Raw genomic sequence first — 18,201 nt, forward strand, 5'->3', positions numbered from 1 at the left:
ATGCAATATGATTTTAATAAGGTTATAAATCGTAGAGGGACATACAGTACTCAGTGGGATTATATTCAAGATCGCTTTGGTCGTTCTGACATTCTACCATTTTCAATTTCAGATACTGACTTTCCGGTTCCCGTTGGCGTCCAAGAGGCGCTTGAACAGCGTATTAAACATCCTATTTATGGTTATACACGCTGGAATAATGAGGATTACAAAAATAGTATTATTAATTGGTTTAGCTCTCAAAATCAAGTTACTATAAACTCAGATTGGATTTTATATAGTCCCAGTGTTGTTTTTTCAATTGCCACCTTTATTCGAATGAAGTCAGCCGTTGGAGAAAGTGTAGCGGTCTTCACTCCTATGTATGACGCCTTTTATCATGTGATTGAGGATAATCAGCGGGTGTTAGCGCCGGTCAGATTGGGCAGTGCACAACAAGACTATAGTATCGATTGGGATACTTTGAAAGCTGTTTTAAAGCAAACAGCAACAAAAATTTTACTTTTGACTAATCCACATAATCCTACCGGGAAGGTCTTTTCAGATGATGAATTGAAGCATATAGTTGCACTATGTCAACAATATAATGTCTTTATAATTTCAGATGATATTCATAAGGACATTGTGTATCAAAAGGCAGCATATACGCCTGTAACCGAATTTACAACTAAGAATGTGGTCCTATGTTGTTCAGCTACTAAAACTTTTAATACCCCTGGGTTGATTGGCGCATATTTATTTGAGCCTGAGGCTGAACTACGTGAGATGTTTTTATGTGAATTAAAGCAAAAAAATGCTTTATCATCAGCTAGCATCCTTGGAATTGAATCTCAGATGGCTGCTTATAATACTGGAAGTGACTATTTAGTACAACTCATAACGTATTTGCAAAATAACTTTGATTATCTATCTACTTTCTTAAAAAGTCAGTTACCAGAGATTAGATTTAAGCAGCCTGAAGCGACTTATTTGGCTTGGATGGATGTCTCGCAATTGGGTCTAACGGCTGAAAAACTACAAGATAGACTTGTTAATACGGGTCGAGTTGGGATCATGTCGGGGACAACATATGGTGACAGTCATTATTTACGTATGAATATTGCTTGTCCTATTTCTAAATTGCAGGAAGGACTGAAAAGAATGGAGTACGGGATCCGTTCGTAAGGTATGTTGAATTCACGAGAATTAAGAATTATTTTATTACTACAAGAGCATGATTTATCTGGTGAGGACTTGGCAGCACTCTTAGAGACATCACGTCGAACGGTTGTACGAGATATTGCTAGAATTAATGGTTTACTTCGTAGTGAAAGTATTGGCTCGATTGAAAGTGTAAAAAAATATCATCTTCTTGTTTTAAATAGGGCAAATCTAAATCGATTACTGACACAGTCCAACCATGAGAGTGTGTTAGTATTGCTAAATCTTCTAGTGTCTCCTAATATTACGATGGGCGAACTTATTGAGCGAACATTCATGTCGCGACAAAGTATTATGAACTGTATTGAGAAGATAAATCGGCAATATGCAAAGATATTAAAAATCAGATTACGGCCACGAATAGGAATTTCTGTAAGCGTCAATCATATTTCAAAGATTGACATACTAGCGGCTTTGATTTCAGACGATCATCAATTAGTAGAAAAAAGGTTTAAATTAATTAATCAGTCAGAGGATCTTGCTAGGATAAGGATGATTGTTAAACAACAAATACCGGAAAAAATGTTTGATTATTTAACTGATTCACAACTAAGTGCCCAAATTATGGCTTGTACACTAATTAGTAAAGATAATACTGTGATAATGAAAAGCACGCTTTATAAAGTATTGCTCAAAAGCGGTGTCCCGCACTTGCAGTCAGCCACACTGGCAGTGTTTTTTGATGCTAAGAAGCAATTGCTTAATCATATGACAATTCGTCAAGTGCAGTTGGCAGTTAGAGCGACCCGATCTCGTTATACACTTGCAGCGTTTAATCATTCCTTTGTTAATGAGATTTTTAAACATCTTTGTCGTAGCGCAATGTTTCCAACGATTGCACCTGCCTCTTTGTCAGAACAGATTAGTTATTTGAAAGTTCAAAATCCGTTTGCTTTTGACTTTGCGTTTGATCTATCAAAAAAGTTGCAACAGTGTTTTGAAAGCGTTCAGATTGATGATGAATATATTGCGTTGTATGTTTTACATGCGATTGAATCGCCAACTGCGAGAAATGTACGTACATTAATGTATGCAACACAACAATCTGTAGCAAATATCAATAAAATGATTATTACCCAGAAAATTTCCAATATTGATATTGAGATGGTATTTTCAAAGGAACAGTTAGAATCACGTCTAAATTATATCAATTATAATTTAGTTATTGGCAATGGCGTTCATCCTAACGACTTACAATTGCCAATTAATTTTGATAGTACATTCAATGGTGTCATTAGTCTTGATGAGCTTGAGCATCTTAAAAGCCTGAGTAGTGAAAGTTATATTCAGAAAAACTTGTCTAGCTTTTTGCCTAAAAGTCATTTTTATCATGCTCCTACTAAATATATAAACGTTAACCAAACATTGAAAGCCGGGTTAACGAACTTTGCAGAACAGGGACTGTTGACCAATGATCAGAGTAAGGCCTTGCTGGCACGAGAGGCGGCCGGAAATCAATTAGTATTAAACCATGTTTCGTTGCCGCACGCCTCCACGGAATTGAGTGATGCATATAAAGTCTTTGCGATTACTTTTGATGGAATAATGAAAATTGATGGTAACCCCATTTACTTAATTCTAATAGTACTTGCTAACGAAAAACGTGCAGATAGTGGGCAGGTATTCAGTTATTTATACACTAGGCTTAAACAGCTCAGTAATGTGCAGCTACAAAATGTTGATACGTATGAAACGTTAATTAAATATTTGAAGTAGTTGAAATGCAATTAGTGATATCTGACAGCAATATATCATTGCTGAGATGATAGAAATTGACATTTAACGCTTGCAATCGTTTTCCGAAACCGCTATACTAGCTAATTGTAAATAAGGATTGTTACCGCTAACATTAGCTAGTGGGCAAAACCTAATTAATCGATTGTATTCGTGATTGATAGCACGGATGCAGTGGGTTATTAGGTTTTTTTCTTTATTTAGGTATGAGAGTCGAGGAGCGTGCGCATGCGAATCAAAAAGGTTTTTAATAATAACGTCCTATTGGCTGAAAAAAATGGACGGGAAGTTGTCTTAATTGGTAAAGGAATCGGGTTCAAAAAGCATACTGGTGACGATGTTGAGCAACAACAGATTACTAAGATTTATACGCCAGAAGGAGATAATTGGATTAGTAATTTCCAAAGCTTGATGGCAGATATTGAACCGGAATATTTTGAAGTTGCTTCGCAAATTATTGAGTTGGCAGAACAACAATTGCAAACGACTTTTAATGTTTATTTGTTGATTTCATTGACTGACCATATTCACTTTGCTGTCTATCGGCACCACCATCAGATGGATATTCATAATGAAATCTTGTGGGAAACTAAGCGAATTTATCACCGTGAGTTTCAAGTCGGTATGCAAGCATTGGCACTGATTAAAAAGCATTTTGATGTGACGTTGTTGGAAGATGAAGCTGGATTTATTGCAATGAAGTTTGTTGAGAATAGTATGGCTGACTCTAACACTGATCAAACACTTGCAATGACTAAGCTGATTAATGATATTTTGAATATTGTTAAGTATCAGCTGTCATTAACGATGCCAGATGAGAGTGTTAGTTTGCAACGATTTTTAGTTCATCTACGCTTTTTTGCGGAGCGTTTAACGCTGAAACGACCTGATCAATCCCAAGGGGCAGATGATGATTTCTTATTTGAACATTTATCTAAGCAATACCCCCGAGCCTTTGCCTGTGTCCAAAAAATCGCTGTTTTTGTGAAGAAGTCGACGGAACAGACTGTTTCGGTGAATGAGCGTATTTACTTAATCATGCACATTCAGCGGATGTTGAACGAGAATCAATAATATTTTTGGGATTGTAACTATTCGATTAGGCAAAACCCAAGTAGCAACCAGTCAACCTGTGTTTTTAGTGTTGATAACGGGCCTACTTGGGTTTTTGTCGTTTTATAAAGGGAGGAAAAAGTGTATGGATTATTCAGAATTAGCACAATCAATTCTTACCAATATTGGTGGAAAAGATAATATTAGCAAAGCATGGCACTGTGCGACCAGACTACGTTTCAACTTAAAGTCAACGGACAAAGCGAATACTGAGGCGATTGAAAACTTAGATGGTGTCATTACGGTTGTTCAAAGCGCGGGCCAGTATCAAGTTGTTATTGGTAATGCTGTGGCGCAGGTCTTTGCCGTTTTAGCAGATTTAGCAGGATTAGCAAATCCTGATACGGCGGCTGATGCAGCTACTACAACGGAAGATACGGGTGAAAAGCAAAACATCATTAATCGGTTTATTGCTTTTATCTCCGGAATCTTTACGCCGTTTTTAGGTGCTTTGGCTGGTGCTGGTATTTTGAAAGGGTTGCTAGCTTTAGCGGTTGCTTTTAATTGGATGTCAACGACTAGTGGGGCTTATAAGATTTGGTATTCTGCTGGTGATGCTATTTTTTACTTTTTACCTGTTTTTCTAGCATTTACTGCTGCTAAGCAGTTGAAGGTTAACCAATTTGTAGCGGTGTCACTTGGTGCAGCTCTGCTATACCCAACTTTAGTAACTGTTATGACGAATTCAACAACACTACATTTCTTTGGTATTCCGGTGGTTCCAACAACATACACGTCAACGGTTATCCCAATTCTGCTGGCAGTTTGGGTATTGTCGTATTTAGAGCCAGTACTGGACAAGCTATTTCCAGCGGCAATTCGGAATATTTTCACGCCCCTCTTTTCATTAATTATCATGGTGCCATTGACGCTGTTGGTTGTCGGCCCAATTGGGGGACTCATTGGTAATGGATTAGCAAGTGGTGTTATGGCAATTTATAACTTCATGCCAATTGGTGCTGGTGTTATCATGGGTGCCTTCTGGCAAGTCTTTGTTATCTTTGGTGTACATTGGACGTTCGTACCGTTGATGATGAATAATATTGCTAAGATGGGTTATGACCCGTTGTTACCAATTCTTAGTGCGGCCGTATTATCACAGGCTGGTGCTGCGTTAGCTGTTTTTTTGAAGTCACGAGATCAAAAAATGAAAGCATTAGCAGGGTCTTCTTTTGTCACAGCATTGTTTGGAATTACCGAACCGACGATTTACGGGGTAACGCTTAAGTTAAAACGACCATTCTATTGTGCCGTTGTGGGTGGTGCCCTTGGTGGTGCAATTATTGGCGCCGCTGGTACGCACGCTAGCTCATTTACACTCCCTAGCTTATTAGCGGTACCAACTTTTCTAGGACATGGGTTTATGGGTGAAGTCATTGGATTGATTGTAGCATTCTTAGGTGGTGCGATCTTAACGTACTTCTTTGGATTCGCTCGTCAACAGCAGGCTGATCACTCAGTAGTAAGTGATCAAAGTGATAACACAGTAATGGCTCCGGTTGAAGGGACAATTATTCCATTGACTAGTGTTCATGACGAAGTATTTGCGTCTGAAGCAATGGGCAAAGGATTAGCCATTGTTCCAAATAAAGGGACGGTCACAGCGCCCGTTGATGGGACAATTACGGCAGTATATCCCACTGGTCATGCGATTGGAATTACGGCCAATAGTGGTGCTGAAATTCTGATTCACATTGGTATTAATACGGTTCAATTAAATGGTCAATACTTCGAAACAATGGTTAAGCAAAACCAAGTAGTCAAACGTGGTGATTTATTAACTAAATTTGATGTGGATAAGATCAAAACGGCTGGTTACGATACAACTGTCATGGTCATTATTACGAATACGGCTGACTATCAAATGGTCAAGCCAACTGATGCGACGGAGGCTAGTGATAATTGGATTTTAGAATTACAACCTAAGGAGATCATGGAAGGAGCACCAGCTAATGTATAAACCAACTTATCCTAAAACGTTCCCTAAAGACTTTTTGTGGGGCGGAGCGACAGCAGCTAATCAAGTTGAAGGTGCCTGGAATGAAGCAGGTAAAGGCCTGACAACGGCAGAAGTAGTGAAAAAAACGACGGATCGCAAGCATATGTCAATGGATGATGTAACGATATCTTCAATTCAAACGGCGCTAGATGATCAAACTGATACAATGTATCCTAAGCGTCGAGGTGTTGATTTTTATCATCATTACAAAGAAGATATCAAACTATTTGCTGAGATGGGATTTAAAGTTTATCGTTTCTCTATTGCTTGGTCGCGATTATTTCCAAAAGGTGATGAACTCAAGCCAAATTCAGACGGACTTGCTTTCTATGATCGAGTCATTGATGAATTACGACGCTATCACATTCAACCATTAGTTACACTGTCACATTATGAAATGCCCATTGGATTAACGCTTAAGCAAAATGGGTGGGCCAGCCGGGCAACCATTGCCGATTTTAATCGGTTTACTGAAGTTGTTTTTAAACATTTTAAAGGTCGCGTTCCGTACTATTTAACTTTTAATGAAATTAATACCGGAACTTGGGGGTTTCATGCCACTGGAGCTGTTGATACTGAGAATTCGGCGCATGATCAGATGCAGTTACGTTACCAAGCGCTGCACCATCAATTTATCGCTAGTGCACTGGCTACCAAACAATTACATGCTATTGACCCGGATGCTAAGATTGGGTCAATGCTGGCAAGAATGCAAACTTACCCAGCGACACCTAATCCTGCAGATGTTCAGGCTGCTCAAGTGGAAGACGATAAGAACTTATTCTTCACGGATGTTCAAGCTCGGGGGGAATATCCAGAATTCATGAATCGTTTTTTTGCAGAGAATGATATTCAACTTCAAATGGCACCAGATGATCAGAAGATTTTAGCGAAGTATCCGGTTGACTTTATTAGTTTTAGTTACTATATGACAACGGTAACTCAAGCTGATGCGCCTGAACAAGTGAACGGTAATATGGCTACTGGTGGTCGTAATCCTTACCTTGAGGAATCCGATTGGGGTTGGCAAATTGATCCGGTGGGGTTGCGAGTGACACTGAATGAGATGTGGGATCGCTATCGTAAGCCATTATTTGTTGTTGAAAATGGGCTAGGCGCTCTAGATCAATTAACAACTGATCAACAAGTGCATGATACGTATCGAATTGACTATTTACGTAAACATATTGCGCAAATGAAAGCTGCAGTTCAGGATGGCGTACAACTAATGGGCTATACGATGTGGGGGCCAATCGATTTGATTAGTTTTTCTACCTCAGAGATGTCCAAGCGATATGGTTTTATTTATGTTGACCAGGATGATGCCGGCAAAGGAAGTCTGAAACGCTATAAGAAAGATTCATTCTACTGGTATCAGAAGGTCATTAAATCTAATGGTGAAGATCTAGCTTAATTGGTTAATGACGGTGGATTTACGTGGTATAAGAACTGACTTGCCGCTGGTGTGATCAACTGATGGGAAATGATACTGTTAGCATCCACCCAGTTTAAAATAGCATGTGAATTTCAGAAATTTGCTTTGATAAGTTGGATTAAACTAAAAGTGCTAAGACTATTTCAATTTTAAATAGTCTTAGCACTTTTTTCTAACTAACATGTTTCAAAATAGATGGGCTGAAGATCGCTTCATATTTTGAGAATAACTATCTGTATGGTAGGCTATCACTATATTTAAACTATATGATTATTATTGATATAAGTGTTTTATCTCAATAACGATCTGATTGGGGGACTAGCTATGATTACTTTTGATCAGCGGGTACTAAATGCTGAATATAAACTTAATGAAACTGAGGAAGCAATTATTAGTTACATTAAAGCCAATCAAGAGACGGTTAGTCACATGTCAATTAGTAAACTGGCGTCAAAGACATATGTTGCACCTAATGCGATTACCCGATTATGTAAGAAATTAAGTTACGACGGTTTTGTCGCGTTAAAGCTATCACTACGAGATGGTCATGCAAATGATCAGCGAGAATCTGAACAATCATTGCAGCAAGCGATAATCAACCGCAACTTTGATTTGATTGATGAACATCGTGAGGACACGGCTATTGAAGCACTAATGACGGCTAAAAAGAATCTTTTCTTTGCAGTTGGAGAAACGGCTTATGTTGCACAAAATTTTGCTGATATTTTTAATGCGGTAGACCAAAAGACCCAGTTCGTCACTTATGAAAATCAAATTATTTATGAGATTGAGAACGACTCCAATCTGGTTGTTTTCTGTATCAGTCAAAGCGGGGAAACATTACAGACTTTACGGGTTGCCCAAGCAGCACGTCGGAATCGGCAAAAAATTATTTCATTGACAGGATTGCAAGTTAATTCATTAGCCAGTTTAGCAAGTATTGCGTTATACAGTTATTCGGAACCGAAAACTTGGCGTGGATATAATTTAACTGATAAAACGCCGTTATTTATTATTATGAAGGCACTATTTGACCGATATTTTAGAAATTATGTGTAAAAATACACAAAACACCGTCTTGCGTTGCAGATGGTGTTTATTTATTTCAATAATTGAATGCGGTTACAACGCTGGTGGTACGATAACTCTGAAATAAAAGGAGGAAACTAAAATGGACTTAACCAAAGCGACATCGCTAGACTTGATCACGGTTGGTAAGGACATTACCACTAAGCAGGAAGCATTTAGCTTTTTGACTGAGAAACTCTATCAAGCAGGGAAAATCACATCCAAAGAAGCCTTTTTAAAAGCAATTTATGAACGTGAATCTGAGTCAGTCACTGGGCTTGAAAATGGTATTGCCATTCCACATGGCAAGTCAGATACAGTTAAACAAGCGGCGTTTACCGTACTTAAGACCGCTGCACCGGTTAGTGACTATGAAAGCCTGCAACCGAACAATCAGGTTCAGTTGATTTTTCTGCTGGCTATTCCAACAGCTGAGGCGGGGACTACGCATTTGGATATTCTATCGGAATTAGCCACTCGTTTAGCTGATGTTGATTATCGAAATCAATTAATGACGGCAAGCACAGCCGGTGAGCTCTTTCAATTATTAGGAGCACGAGTAGGGTTAGAAAATAATGGTGATTCAAAGGTAGTTGCAACAACGGAACAATCCTTAGTGGCAATTACAGCCTGTGCAGCTGGTATTGCACATACGTATATGGCCGCAGAATCTTTAAACAAGGCTGCAGCTGCACGTAACATTGAAATTCATGTTGAGAAGCAGGGGGCTAAAGGGGTTGAAGATCGAATCACTATGAATCAGATCAAGCGCGCGAGTGGGGTGATTCTGGCCCACGATGTACGGCTTAAGGATCTTGAACGCTTTAAAGGTTTACCGATGGTTGACGTCCCGGTTGCCGAACCGATTAAAAATGCTGATGCTGTTTTAGATAAAATTCTTAATAAGGCCCATGATTATCATCCAGAAAATCAGTCGAAAATTGACGATGAACCAATTGATGATCGGACCAGTGTTTGGACTGAGATCAAGGATTCAGTGTTAACTGGTATTTCATATATTATTCCGATTATTATTGCTGGTGGGATGATTTCTGCAATTGCTGTTATGATTGCCCAAGGTTTTGGGCTTCAAAGCATGATCAATGATCCGAAGAGTTGGCTAGCTATTCTAAAGACTCTAGGAAGTAATATGTTAGGGACACTGATGGTTCCTGTACTGTCGGCCTATATGGCATATTCAATCGCTGACAAGCCAGCACTTGGGCCAGGATTTGCAGGTGGTTTGGCGGCAAACACTATTGCGAGTGGCTTCTTAGGTGGTATGTTGGCTGGATTGCTTGCCGGCTATCTAATGAAGTGGATGAAAAAGCATATTCATAGTGACGGTGCGTTTGCTGGCGTGATTACTTTTTGGGTTTATCCGGTTATTGGAACACTGATTGTAGCAGTACTAATGCTCTTTGTTGTTGGGCAGCCGGTTGCCTGGTTAAATCAAGCCCTGATTAATTGGCTTAACGGTCTGGCCGGTGCTAATGCCTTACTACTAGGAGCTGTAATCGGTGGTATGGTCTCATTTGACTTGGGTGGTCCGGTCAATAAAGCGGCCTACGCATTTTGTCTTGGCGCAATGGCCAATGGTAATTTTGTACCTTACTGTGTATTTGCCTCAGTCAAGATGGTGAGTGCGTTCTCCATCTCAGCTGCTTGTTTATTACGAAAAGACTTGTTTACAGATGAAGAACGACAAGTGGGAAATCAAACCTGGATTTTGGGCTTAGCTGGTATTACTGAAGGGGCAATTCCGTTTGCTATGGCAGATCCAATTCGAGCAATCGGGTCGTTTATTGTCGGATCAGTGGTCACGGGAGGAATCGTTGCTTACTATGCAATCGGGCTGAATGTTCCGGGGGCTGGAATTTTCTCAATGTTCTTATTAAAAGGCGGTATTGGCGGGTTAATGAACCCCCTGATCTGGTTAGGAGCCGCATTATTGGGGGCGTTGATTTCAACAATCTTATTAATTTTGTTACGTAAGCAGAAATTAAATAAAAAAATGGCACGGGATTAAAAGGGAGTTTTTATATTGAAACCAAATAAGATTCACATTGTCCCTCACATGCACTGGGACCGGGAATGGTATTTTTCTACAGAAGAGTCACAAGTATTGCTAGTTAACAATATGGATGAGATTATGGATATGCTAGAGCAACATCCTGATTACCCTGCATATGTTTTGGACGGTCAGACTGCAATTTTAGAAGATTACTTTGCGGCTAAACCAGATAATATTGATCGCGTTAAGCGACTTGTGCAGGCTGGCCGCTTGAAGGTTGGTCCTTGGTATACCCAAACGGATGAAGCGATTATCGGTGCAGAGTCCATGACGAGAAACTTACTATATGGAATGAAAGATAGTCGTCAGTTGGGCAAGCCGATGATGATTGGATATGTTCCAGATTCATTTGGACAGAGTGCACAAACGCCGATGCTTCTTAATCAATTTGGTATTCGGCGCTCATTATTCTGGCGAGGTCTTTCGAATCGTAAAGGAACGGAAAGTTCTGAATTCAAATGGCAATCTGACGATGGTTCAGAAGTCTTAACTGCCAACTTTCCGCTGGGATATGCAGCTGGTAAGTATTTAGAAAATGATGCTGAAGCACTGAAAAAGCGGATGGATAAAATTTTAAATGTACTAGATGAGCGTGCAAATGGTCAAGATGAATTAATTCCCAATGGGCATGACCAAATGCCGATTCAGGAAAATATTAAAGAAGTTATTGAGTTATTGAATCGACTGTATCCGGACCGTCGCTTCTCATTGAGTACGTATGAAAAGTTCTTCGATGCCATTCAGAAACAGCCTGATTTACCAACTGTCAGCGGTGAAATGCTAGATGGCAAAAATGGTCGAATTCATCGTAGTATTTATTCGGTAAGAATGGATTTGAAAGCCTACAATGCCCGAATTGAAAGTAAAATCACAAATATTTTGGAACCGTTGGCAACATTGGCCTACCGATGTGGTATTCCATACCAACATGGTTTAATTGAACTTATTTGGAAAGAGTTAATGAAAAATCATGCGCATGATAGTATCGGGGGTTGTGTCTCCGATAAGGTAAACCGGGAGATCTTAGGTCGTTATTTGGTTGCTGAAGAGCGTGTTGATATGTTAATTGATTTTTATAAGCGTAAAATTACGATGGCAGTTAAGGTTAACTCAGACAAGGACAAACTGACACTCTTTAATTTGTTGCCAAACCGTGAAAGTCATTATGTTCAAGCGAAGATAGTAACTAAAGCTAGTGGTTTTCAGATTCATGATGCACAAAATCACGTAATTCCTTTTCACGTGATTAAACGTGAAAAGATTGACGCCGGGCTGATTGATCGGCAAATTGTTGCACATGGAGACTATGAGCCCTTTAACCAATTTACTATTGAATTGAATTGGTCGCAAAAACAGTGGGGATATGAAACTTTTACCGTTGTACCAATGGAACAACCACTATTGGCAGATACGAAGTCAGCTAAAACGGTTGAGACTGATGCTTACCATATTATTTTTAATAATAATGGGACAATGACAATCTTTGATAAAGCATCACAACAAACGTATGAACGAGTGTTAAACGTTGAAAATCAAGCAGATGATGGTGATGAATACGATTTTTCGCCATTGCGTGGCGATAAACCAATTTATTCAGCAGATGTAGTTGAGAACGCTAATATTCAAATTGATGAACGTCCCTTAAGTTATCAGGCAACGATTAGTTATACACTGATGTTGCCGAAGGATTTGAATAACCGTGTCGCATCGAATTCGGCAAAGAAAGCAATGACGGTGAAATTCATTGTTACCATTGCTAAAGCTAGTCGAACATTGCAGGTAGTTGCTAAAATTAATAATGGCGTTAAGGATCAGCGTACTAGAGTCTTAGTTCCCACGAATATTGTTGCCACTGAGTCAGTAGCAGACAACCAATTTGGTATGATCAAGCGTCCGGTACATGACCCGATGCTGAACGTATGGCAACAAGATCACTGGGATGAACGACCAGATGAAATCTATCCCTTCTTAACTAACGTTAGTTTGAGTGATCACCAAACAGTATCAGTATTTACAAATAGTTCGCGAGAATATGAGATCGTACAGGAATCAATTATTGCGATGACGATGTTTCGAAGTGTTAACTGGCTGGGTAAGTCCGACTTAGTTCGACGCCCTGGACGGCCATCAGGGATTCATGCTGCAACGCCTGATGGTGAGATGCTAGGGCAGATTACGTTGGATTTTGGTATCCGAATCAATCCACAACCGTTAGCTGATGCCAACGTTGCTAATATGGCAAAAGAATACTTGACTCCAACGGTGTCCTATAACCAAATTCCATTTGAGGCCATGCATTTAAATCCAGCAAAAGTATCATTAGCACAAGAATATGAACTTTCGTTACCTGTGCCAGCAGCGGCAACTGTATCCGTTATTAAGGTTAGTGAAGATAATTCTAAGGCCTTGTTAAGATGTTTTAACGCGACTGAGCAAGATATTCCATTGCCTAAGTCAATCAACCAGCTAAATTTAGCGGAACAATCTGTTAATAATCAGGCAATATTAAAACCTAACCAGGTGGTGACATTAGTGGTTGAGGTATAGTCAATGAAAGTACTTGTTGCGATTGATTCGTTTAAAGGGTCGTTTAGTAGTGCTGAAGCCGCAACGGTTGCAATACGAGTGTTTAACCACTACGGCGTTCAAAGCACTGGTGTGACATTGGCTGACGGTGGTGAAGGTACTAGTGCGGCCTTTTTAGCCAATCAAGAAGATGGTCATTGGGAAACGGTGATGGTACATGATCCTTGTGGCAAAGTAATTGACGCAAAGTATGCCTATGTCCCGACAAAACACATCGCCGTAATTGATGCTGCAATGGCTTCAGGAATACAATCGGTGAAAACTGATTTGGGCTTTGTTGACCCCGTGACTACTAGTTCTGCTGGTACTGGTGAGCTAATTATGGCTGCAATAAAACATGGTGCAACAAAAGTTATTGTGGGCCTTGGTGGTACGGGAACAACGGATGCAGGCATTGGGTTAATGGGTGTTCTAGGGGCCAAATTTTATGATAGTTATCATCAATTATTACCAGCAGTGATTGGCAGCTTAGCGTTAATTGACCATGTTGATTTATCTAACATTGCGACTGAAAATGTACAATTGATTGCTTGTACGGATGTTGATAGTTATTTGACGGGGGCTAGTGGCGCGGTGCAGATGTTCGGTCCACAAAAAGGCCTGACTGAATTAGATTTGAAGCATTTTGAACTCTGGTTTCAGTATTTTTCGCAACAAGTAGATCCAACGTATCAGGGACGGTTGGTCGGTGATGGTGCCGCTGGTGGTATTGGATTCGCCTTACGATTATTAGGTGCAACTACAATGCCAGGTTTTCAGCTGATGAGTCATGTGGCACAACTTGATGATAAAATCGCTGCCGCCGATATTGTAATTACTGGTGAAGGACAATTGGACCAACAATCATTACATGGTAAATTACCTGTTCAGGTTGCCCAAAGAGCGCAACGCTTTCATAAGCCATGTCTTTGTGTTGCTGGTAACATTAAATTAACAGTGCCAGGGCTACAGGCAGCCGGTTTTACAACGGCTTTCTCTTTAGTTCAGCAAGTCACTGATTTAGAAAGTGCGATTCGCGAGGGCAAACAGAATTTAGCTTTGTTGATTGAAAGGTTGGCGCCGTTGTTACAAATAATAGGGCCAGATAGATTATGATTTTCGTGGCCTTTTGAAGCCTTTAAACAAATGGGATGGGAAACTGAATTCAGCTTTCCATCCCATTTGTTTAAAATAATATAGATTGTGGTAACAAACTAAAGCTTACCAACCGTTTTACCTGCAATGCGTCCAAAGGTGATAATATCAGCGATCGCGTTACCACCAAGGCGATTTGAACCTTGAATAACGCCAGTTAGTTCGCCAGCAGCGTATAATCCAGGGATGGTTTGACCATCAGTGTTGAGGACTTGAGTCTGTTTATTGATCACTAAGCCACCCATTGTATGATGAACAGATGGCACGGCCTTTTCAATATAGTAGGGCCCTTTAGCTAAGGATACTAGGCCAGCGCGGTGATGAAAGTCTTTATCGTTGCCTGTTTTGGCATATCTGTTGACTTTGGTAATTGTTGCTTTTAAAGCAGCAGGATCCATATTAACATCTTTTGCTAATTCATCGATTGTGTCTGCTTTATAGAGTAGGTGTTCTTTGATTAACTCATTGTATTCCGCCTTATGAGCGGCTTTTGTTTTTGAAATACCATCGATTTTGTCGTTCCAAATCTGATACGTATAGCCACCAGGTTGTTTTAGGATGGCTTTTGAGATAACGTCGCGACGTTCAAGTTCTTCGACAAAGCGTTGCCCTTTTTGATTAACTAAGATTGCACCATCGAACCGAGTATCAGCTAGTAATGAAATCATACCGGTTTTCGGATTAGCAATCGGGTAGGTCTGAATGTATTTCATATTAGTAAGCTTGGCTCCGGCTTGTTGGGCCATGATGATACCATCTCCGGTTGTTCCGGCTGTATCGGTGGACTTATAGCGTTTATCAAACTCTTTATTGTATTTAGTACGCATCTTAACGTTTGAACCGAAACCGCCAGTTGTTAAGATAACGGCATTTTTAGCTTTAAAAGTAATGTTTCGTTTACCCCGGTACTGTGCTTTAACGCCGGTAATTCGTCCATCTTTTTTAATTAAAGATTTGGCTCTCATATTGACGTAAATTGGGATATTTAAGGATTTGGCTTTAGCGTTTAACTTGGTGACTAATTCCTGACCAGTATGTCCAACTGGAATCAGTGCTCTTTTGTAACTGTGGCCACCAAATTGAAATAGTTGATCGTTTAAAAATTTGACGTGAATATCATCACGGAGCCACTTGGCTGATCCCAAAGCGTTATTGGCGAGAATGTGAACCATTGCTGGGTCACCAAGGTTGTCTCCACCCTTCATTGTATCTTTATAGTAGCTTGCTACAGAATCACCCTTAATACCGAGCCTTTTTTGAACCCAGTTACCAGGTGCGTTCATTTCACCGCCAGATATTAAGGTATTACCACCAACTGTCGGCATCTTTTCAATAATTGCAACCTTCTTACCGGCTTGTTTTGCTTCGATTGCGGCTGCAAACCCTCCACCGCCGGAACCTACAACGACAACATCATAATTATTGGTTTTAGCAATCTTAGGTTCCGTAGTGCTCGTTTTTGCTTTTACTTTTTTGAGTGAAATTCCTGCTTTTTTAACTGCATCATTGACTGCAGCAATATACCCTTTACTAGTTGCTGTGGAACCACTTACAACATCCACACCAGTTGAATTTTTTGCGACAATCGTATCTTTCAACTGGCTATATACCGGCTTAGATAACACTTTGTTTTCGTTCTGCTTGAGAACCTTGATATCTTTAATAGAGTCCCCCTTAAAGGTAACTGCTACCTTGATATTGCCGTGTTTTCCAGTGCCGGTCCCATTAACAGTTTGCGACTTATCACTTGCTGAACAAGCTGTTAAGAAGAAAATTGAGACAATTGTGAAAATGATACCCCACCATCTCTTTTTCATACTAAGACCTCCGAAATAGATATTTAATAGTGTTAGTATACGTGTTAATCGTATTTTAGACGTTGGACTTTTAGGAGATAAGGTGGACTTTTATAACTAATTAGTGAAATAATGTACAAGTGAAAGATGATAGAACCACGGAGCTTGGATAGTGATGGGGGAATTAGGATGTATTCAATTAAGAAACAAATTGTTTGGTTATTTATATTAATATCGGTAACACTTATCGGTACGATTTATGGTGCCATGCGTATGGAATTGGCTCGAAATATCATGCCGATTAATACAAAAATGACACAACAAATGGTTGACGATCGTGGAAACCAAATTGATAGCTGGTTTGGAGAACGATTATCGGAACTGAGGTTGCTTGCTAATTTGCCGGCACAACACGATTATAATCGGCAACAATTATTCAAAGAAACTAAAGCGCTTACGAAATTTGATAAGCACAATTATGTTTCGATTCGACTCGTATCACGTGACGGAATTTCTTATTCCAATTCTCATCCAAGCTTTTCTGTTCAACAACGGTCGTACTATCGAGAAATGCAACGTTATCCTCAACGAGGATATACGGTTAGTAACTTGCTAACTTCCAAGGAAGATCATCAGTCGATTGTTATTATTTTATATCGGTTGGCACGACCACTAGCGGATCATACGGCTTATGTTGCGGCTGCAATTCCGTTAGCAAAGGTGGAGGCCCTTGCACATGAGCTATCAATCTATGACGGTACTGGGATGTTATTAGGTGGTGATACTGATTCTCCACGAATTAATCCGCAACGTGAACTACTGCTCACGACCAAGCTGGAACAGTTGCCACGGTGGAAGGTGAATTATGTTGTACAGAAGAAAGAGCTACGAGAAAATACACAACAACTCATTCGATTATTATTGATTATCGTTTTAGTCGTAATCGCCTTATTAGGATTGTTATTAGTTTTATTATTACGACAAATTGTACGACCGATTGAAAACTTAACTCGAACAATGAATCAAATTCAAATCGGCGGCCATGATATTCGAGCAGTGGTTGAAGGTCCCCAAGAGATTCAAACCTTGGCGACGACCTTTAATCAGACCTTAGATCGCGTTTATGAAAATGAGACTAAATATCGCGAGGCGACTATTCAAGTATTGCAAGCGCAGATTCAGCCACATTTTTTATATAACACATTGGATACAATTCAATGGCAGATCTTAGGTGGTGATACGGATACTGCAATTACGATGATTGAAAACTTAAGTATTTTTTTCCGGAAGGGACTTAACCATGGATGTGAGTATACAACGCTAAGAAATGAAATCACCCATGTCCAGAGTTATTTTAAGATTCAGGCGATTCGTTTTCCAAAGTTACATCAACTATCAATTGATATTGATGACGGCCTGATGGATCAACCCGTCATGCATTTTATTTTACAGCCGCTGGTTGAGAATGCCATTAATCACGGTTTACGATGTAGTCCAAATGGTAATAATGAATTGCGAATCGGCGGTGCATTAATATCGCCAACACGATTACAATTAACGGTCAGCAATAATGGGCAGCCCATGTCGGCGAAACTGGTCCAAAAACTCAATGACGGGAGCTATCAAGCGGGAAAAAATAGTTACGGTATTTATAATATTCGACACCGATTACAGTTGATCTACAATGGTCAAGCACGACTCGATTTTAGTAGTACGAGGCGCCAGACTACTGTCAGGGTAATATTACCGTTGGTTGAAGAATCCATTGAACATGGGGGTGAACTGTGATGAAGAGATTGCTGATTATTGATGATGAAAAAGCATTACGTTGTGGCTTGGCGGGATATTTAAAGTCAATTCAATCGCCATTTGATGAGATAATAACTGCTAGTGGAGGGCATCAAGCGTTAAGTTATATAGATCAACATGCGGTTTCAGCTGCGTTAGTTGATATCAACCTTGGAGATATGAATGGATTAGATTTAATTGAACTGATTAATCGGCGTTACCCTGATATGCTAATTGTCATTATAAGTGGTTTTGATGATTTTGATTTTGCGCG

Annotated in this window: 12 protein-coding genes; 11 read left to right on the top strand and 1 reads right to left on the bottom strand. The window is 39.8% G+C overall.

Annotated elements, in window-relative coordinates; all coding sequences use genetic code 11:
- The 9 genes from MMY95_RS07355 (at position 1) to MMY95_RS07395 (ending at position 14,304) form a co-directional block, all read left to right on the top strand.
- Entirely contained in the window at positions 1-1,164 is a 1,164-nt protein-coding gene (locus MMY95_RS07355) for a PatB family C-S lyase (protein WP_053267469.1), read from the top strand.
- 3 nt (positions 1,165-1,167) lie between these two features.
- Positions 1,168-2,916, top strand: a complete 1,749-nt coding sequence (locus MMY95_RS07360; protein WP_003642878.1) for a putative frv operon regulatory protein — start codon at positions 1,168-1,170, stop codon at positions 2,914-2,916.
- Positions 2,917-3,162: 246 nt separating this feature from the next.
- Positions 3,163-4,008, top strand: coding sequence for a PRD domain-containing protein (locus MMY95_RS07365; protein WP_003643570.1), 846 nt, complete (start codon positions 3,163-3,165; stop codon positions 4,006-4,008).
- A 124-nt stretch (positions 4,009-4,132) separates the two neighbouring features.
- On the top strand, positions 4,133-6,007 hold the full coding sequence (locus MMY95_RS07370; protein ID WP_003645677.1) for a beta-glucoside-specific PTS transporter subunit IIABC: 1,875 nt from the start codon (positions 4,133-4,135) through the stop codon (positions 6,005-6,007).
- The gene (locus MMY95_RS07375; protein WP_003642875.1) at positions 6,000-7,460 is read left to right on the top strand and encodes a glycoside hydrolase family 1 protein; all 1,461 of its coding nucleotides are present in this window, start codon (positions 6,000-6,002) and stop codon (positions 7,458-7,460) included. Before MMY95_RS07370 ends, MMY95_RS07375 begins: the two co-directional genes overlap by 8 nt.
- 345 nt (positions 7,461-7,805) lie before the next feature.
- The gene (locus MMY95_RS07380) at positions 7,806-8,540 is read left to right on the top strand and encodes a MurR/RpiR family transcriptional regulator (RefSeq protein ID WP_047674338.1); all 735 of its coding nucleotides are present in this window, start codon (positions 7,806-7,808) and stop codon (positions 8,538-8,540) included.
- Between the two features lie 112 nt (positions 8,541-8,652).
- Positions 8,653-10,578: a PTS 2-O-a-mannosyl-D-glycerate transporter subunit IIABC gene (gene mngA / locus MMY95_RS07385; protein ID WP_053267471.1), complete on the top strand. Its 1,926-nt coding sequence runs from the start codon at positions 8,653-8,655 to the stop codon at positions 10,576-10,578.
- 15 nt (positions 10,579-10,593) lie between these two features.
- A complete protein-coding gene (locus MMY95_RS07390; protein ID WP_222844930.1) occupies positions 10,594-13,170 on the top strand; it encodes a glycoside hydrolase family 38 C-terminal domain-containing protein in 2,577 nt (858 codons plus the stop codon).
- A 3-nt stretch (positions 13,171-13,173) separates the two neighbouring features.
- Entirely contained in the window at positions 13,174-14,304 is a 1,131-nt protein-coding gene (locus MMY95_RS07395) for a glycerate kinase (RefSeq protein ID WP_053267472.1), read from the top strand.
- A gap of 98 nt (positions 14,305-14,402) precedes the next feature.
- Here MMY95_RS07395 and MMY95_RS07400 read toward each other — a convergent pair whose 3' ends face one another.
- Entirely contained in the window at positions 14,403-16,160 is a 1,758-nt protein-coding gene (locus MMY95_RS07400; RefSeq protein WP_047674331.1) for a flavocytochrome c, read from the bottom strand.
- Between the two features lie 168 nt (positions 16,161-16,328).
- On the opposite strand from MMY95_RS07400, the gene MMY95_RS07405 reads away from it, so the two are divergent.
- The gene (locus MMY95_RS07405; RefSeq protein WP_047674328.1) at positions 16,329-17,927 is read left to right on the top strand and encodes a sensor histidine kinase; all 1,599 of its coding nucleotides are present in this window, start codon (positions 16,329-16,331) and stop codon (positions 17,925-17,927) included.
- Positions 17,927-18,201, top strand: a 275-nt coding sequence (locus MMY95_RS07410) for a response regulator (RefSeq protein WP_241277572.1), incomplete at its 3' end; no start/stop codon positions are given. The genes MMY95_RS07405 and MMY95_RS07410, both read left to right, overlap by 1 nt.

The sequence above is a fragment of the Lactiplantibacillus sp. ME-2 genome, from assembly GCF_022549155.1.
GTDB classification, from domain to species: Bacteria; Bacillota; Bacilli; order Lactobacillales; family Lactobacillaceae; genus Lactiplantibacillus; species Lactiplantibacillus plantarum.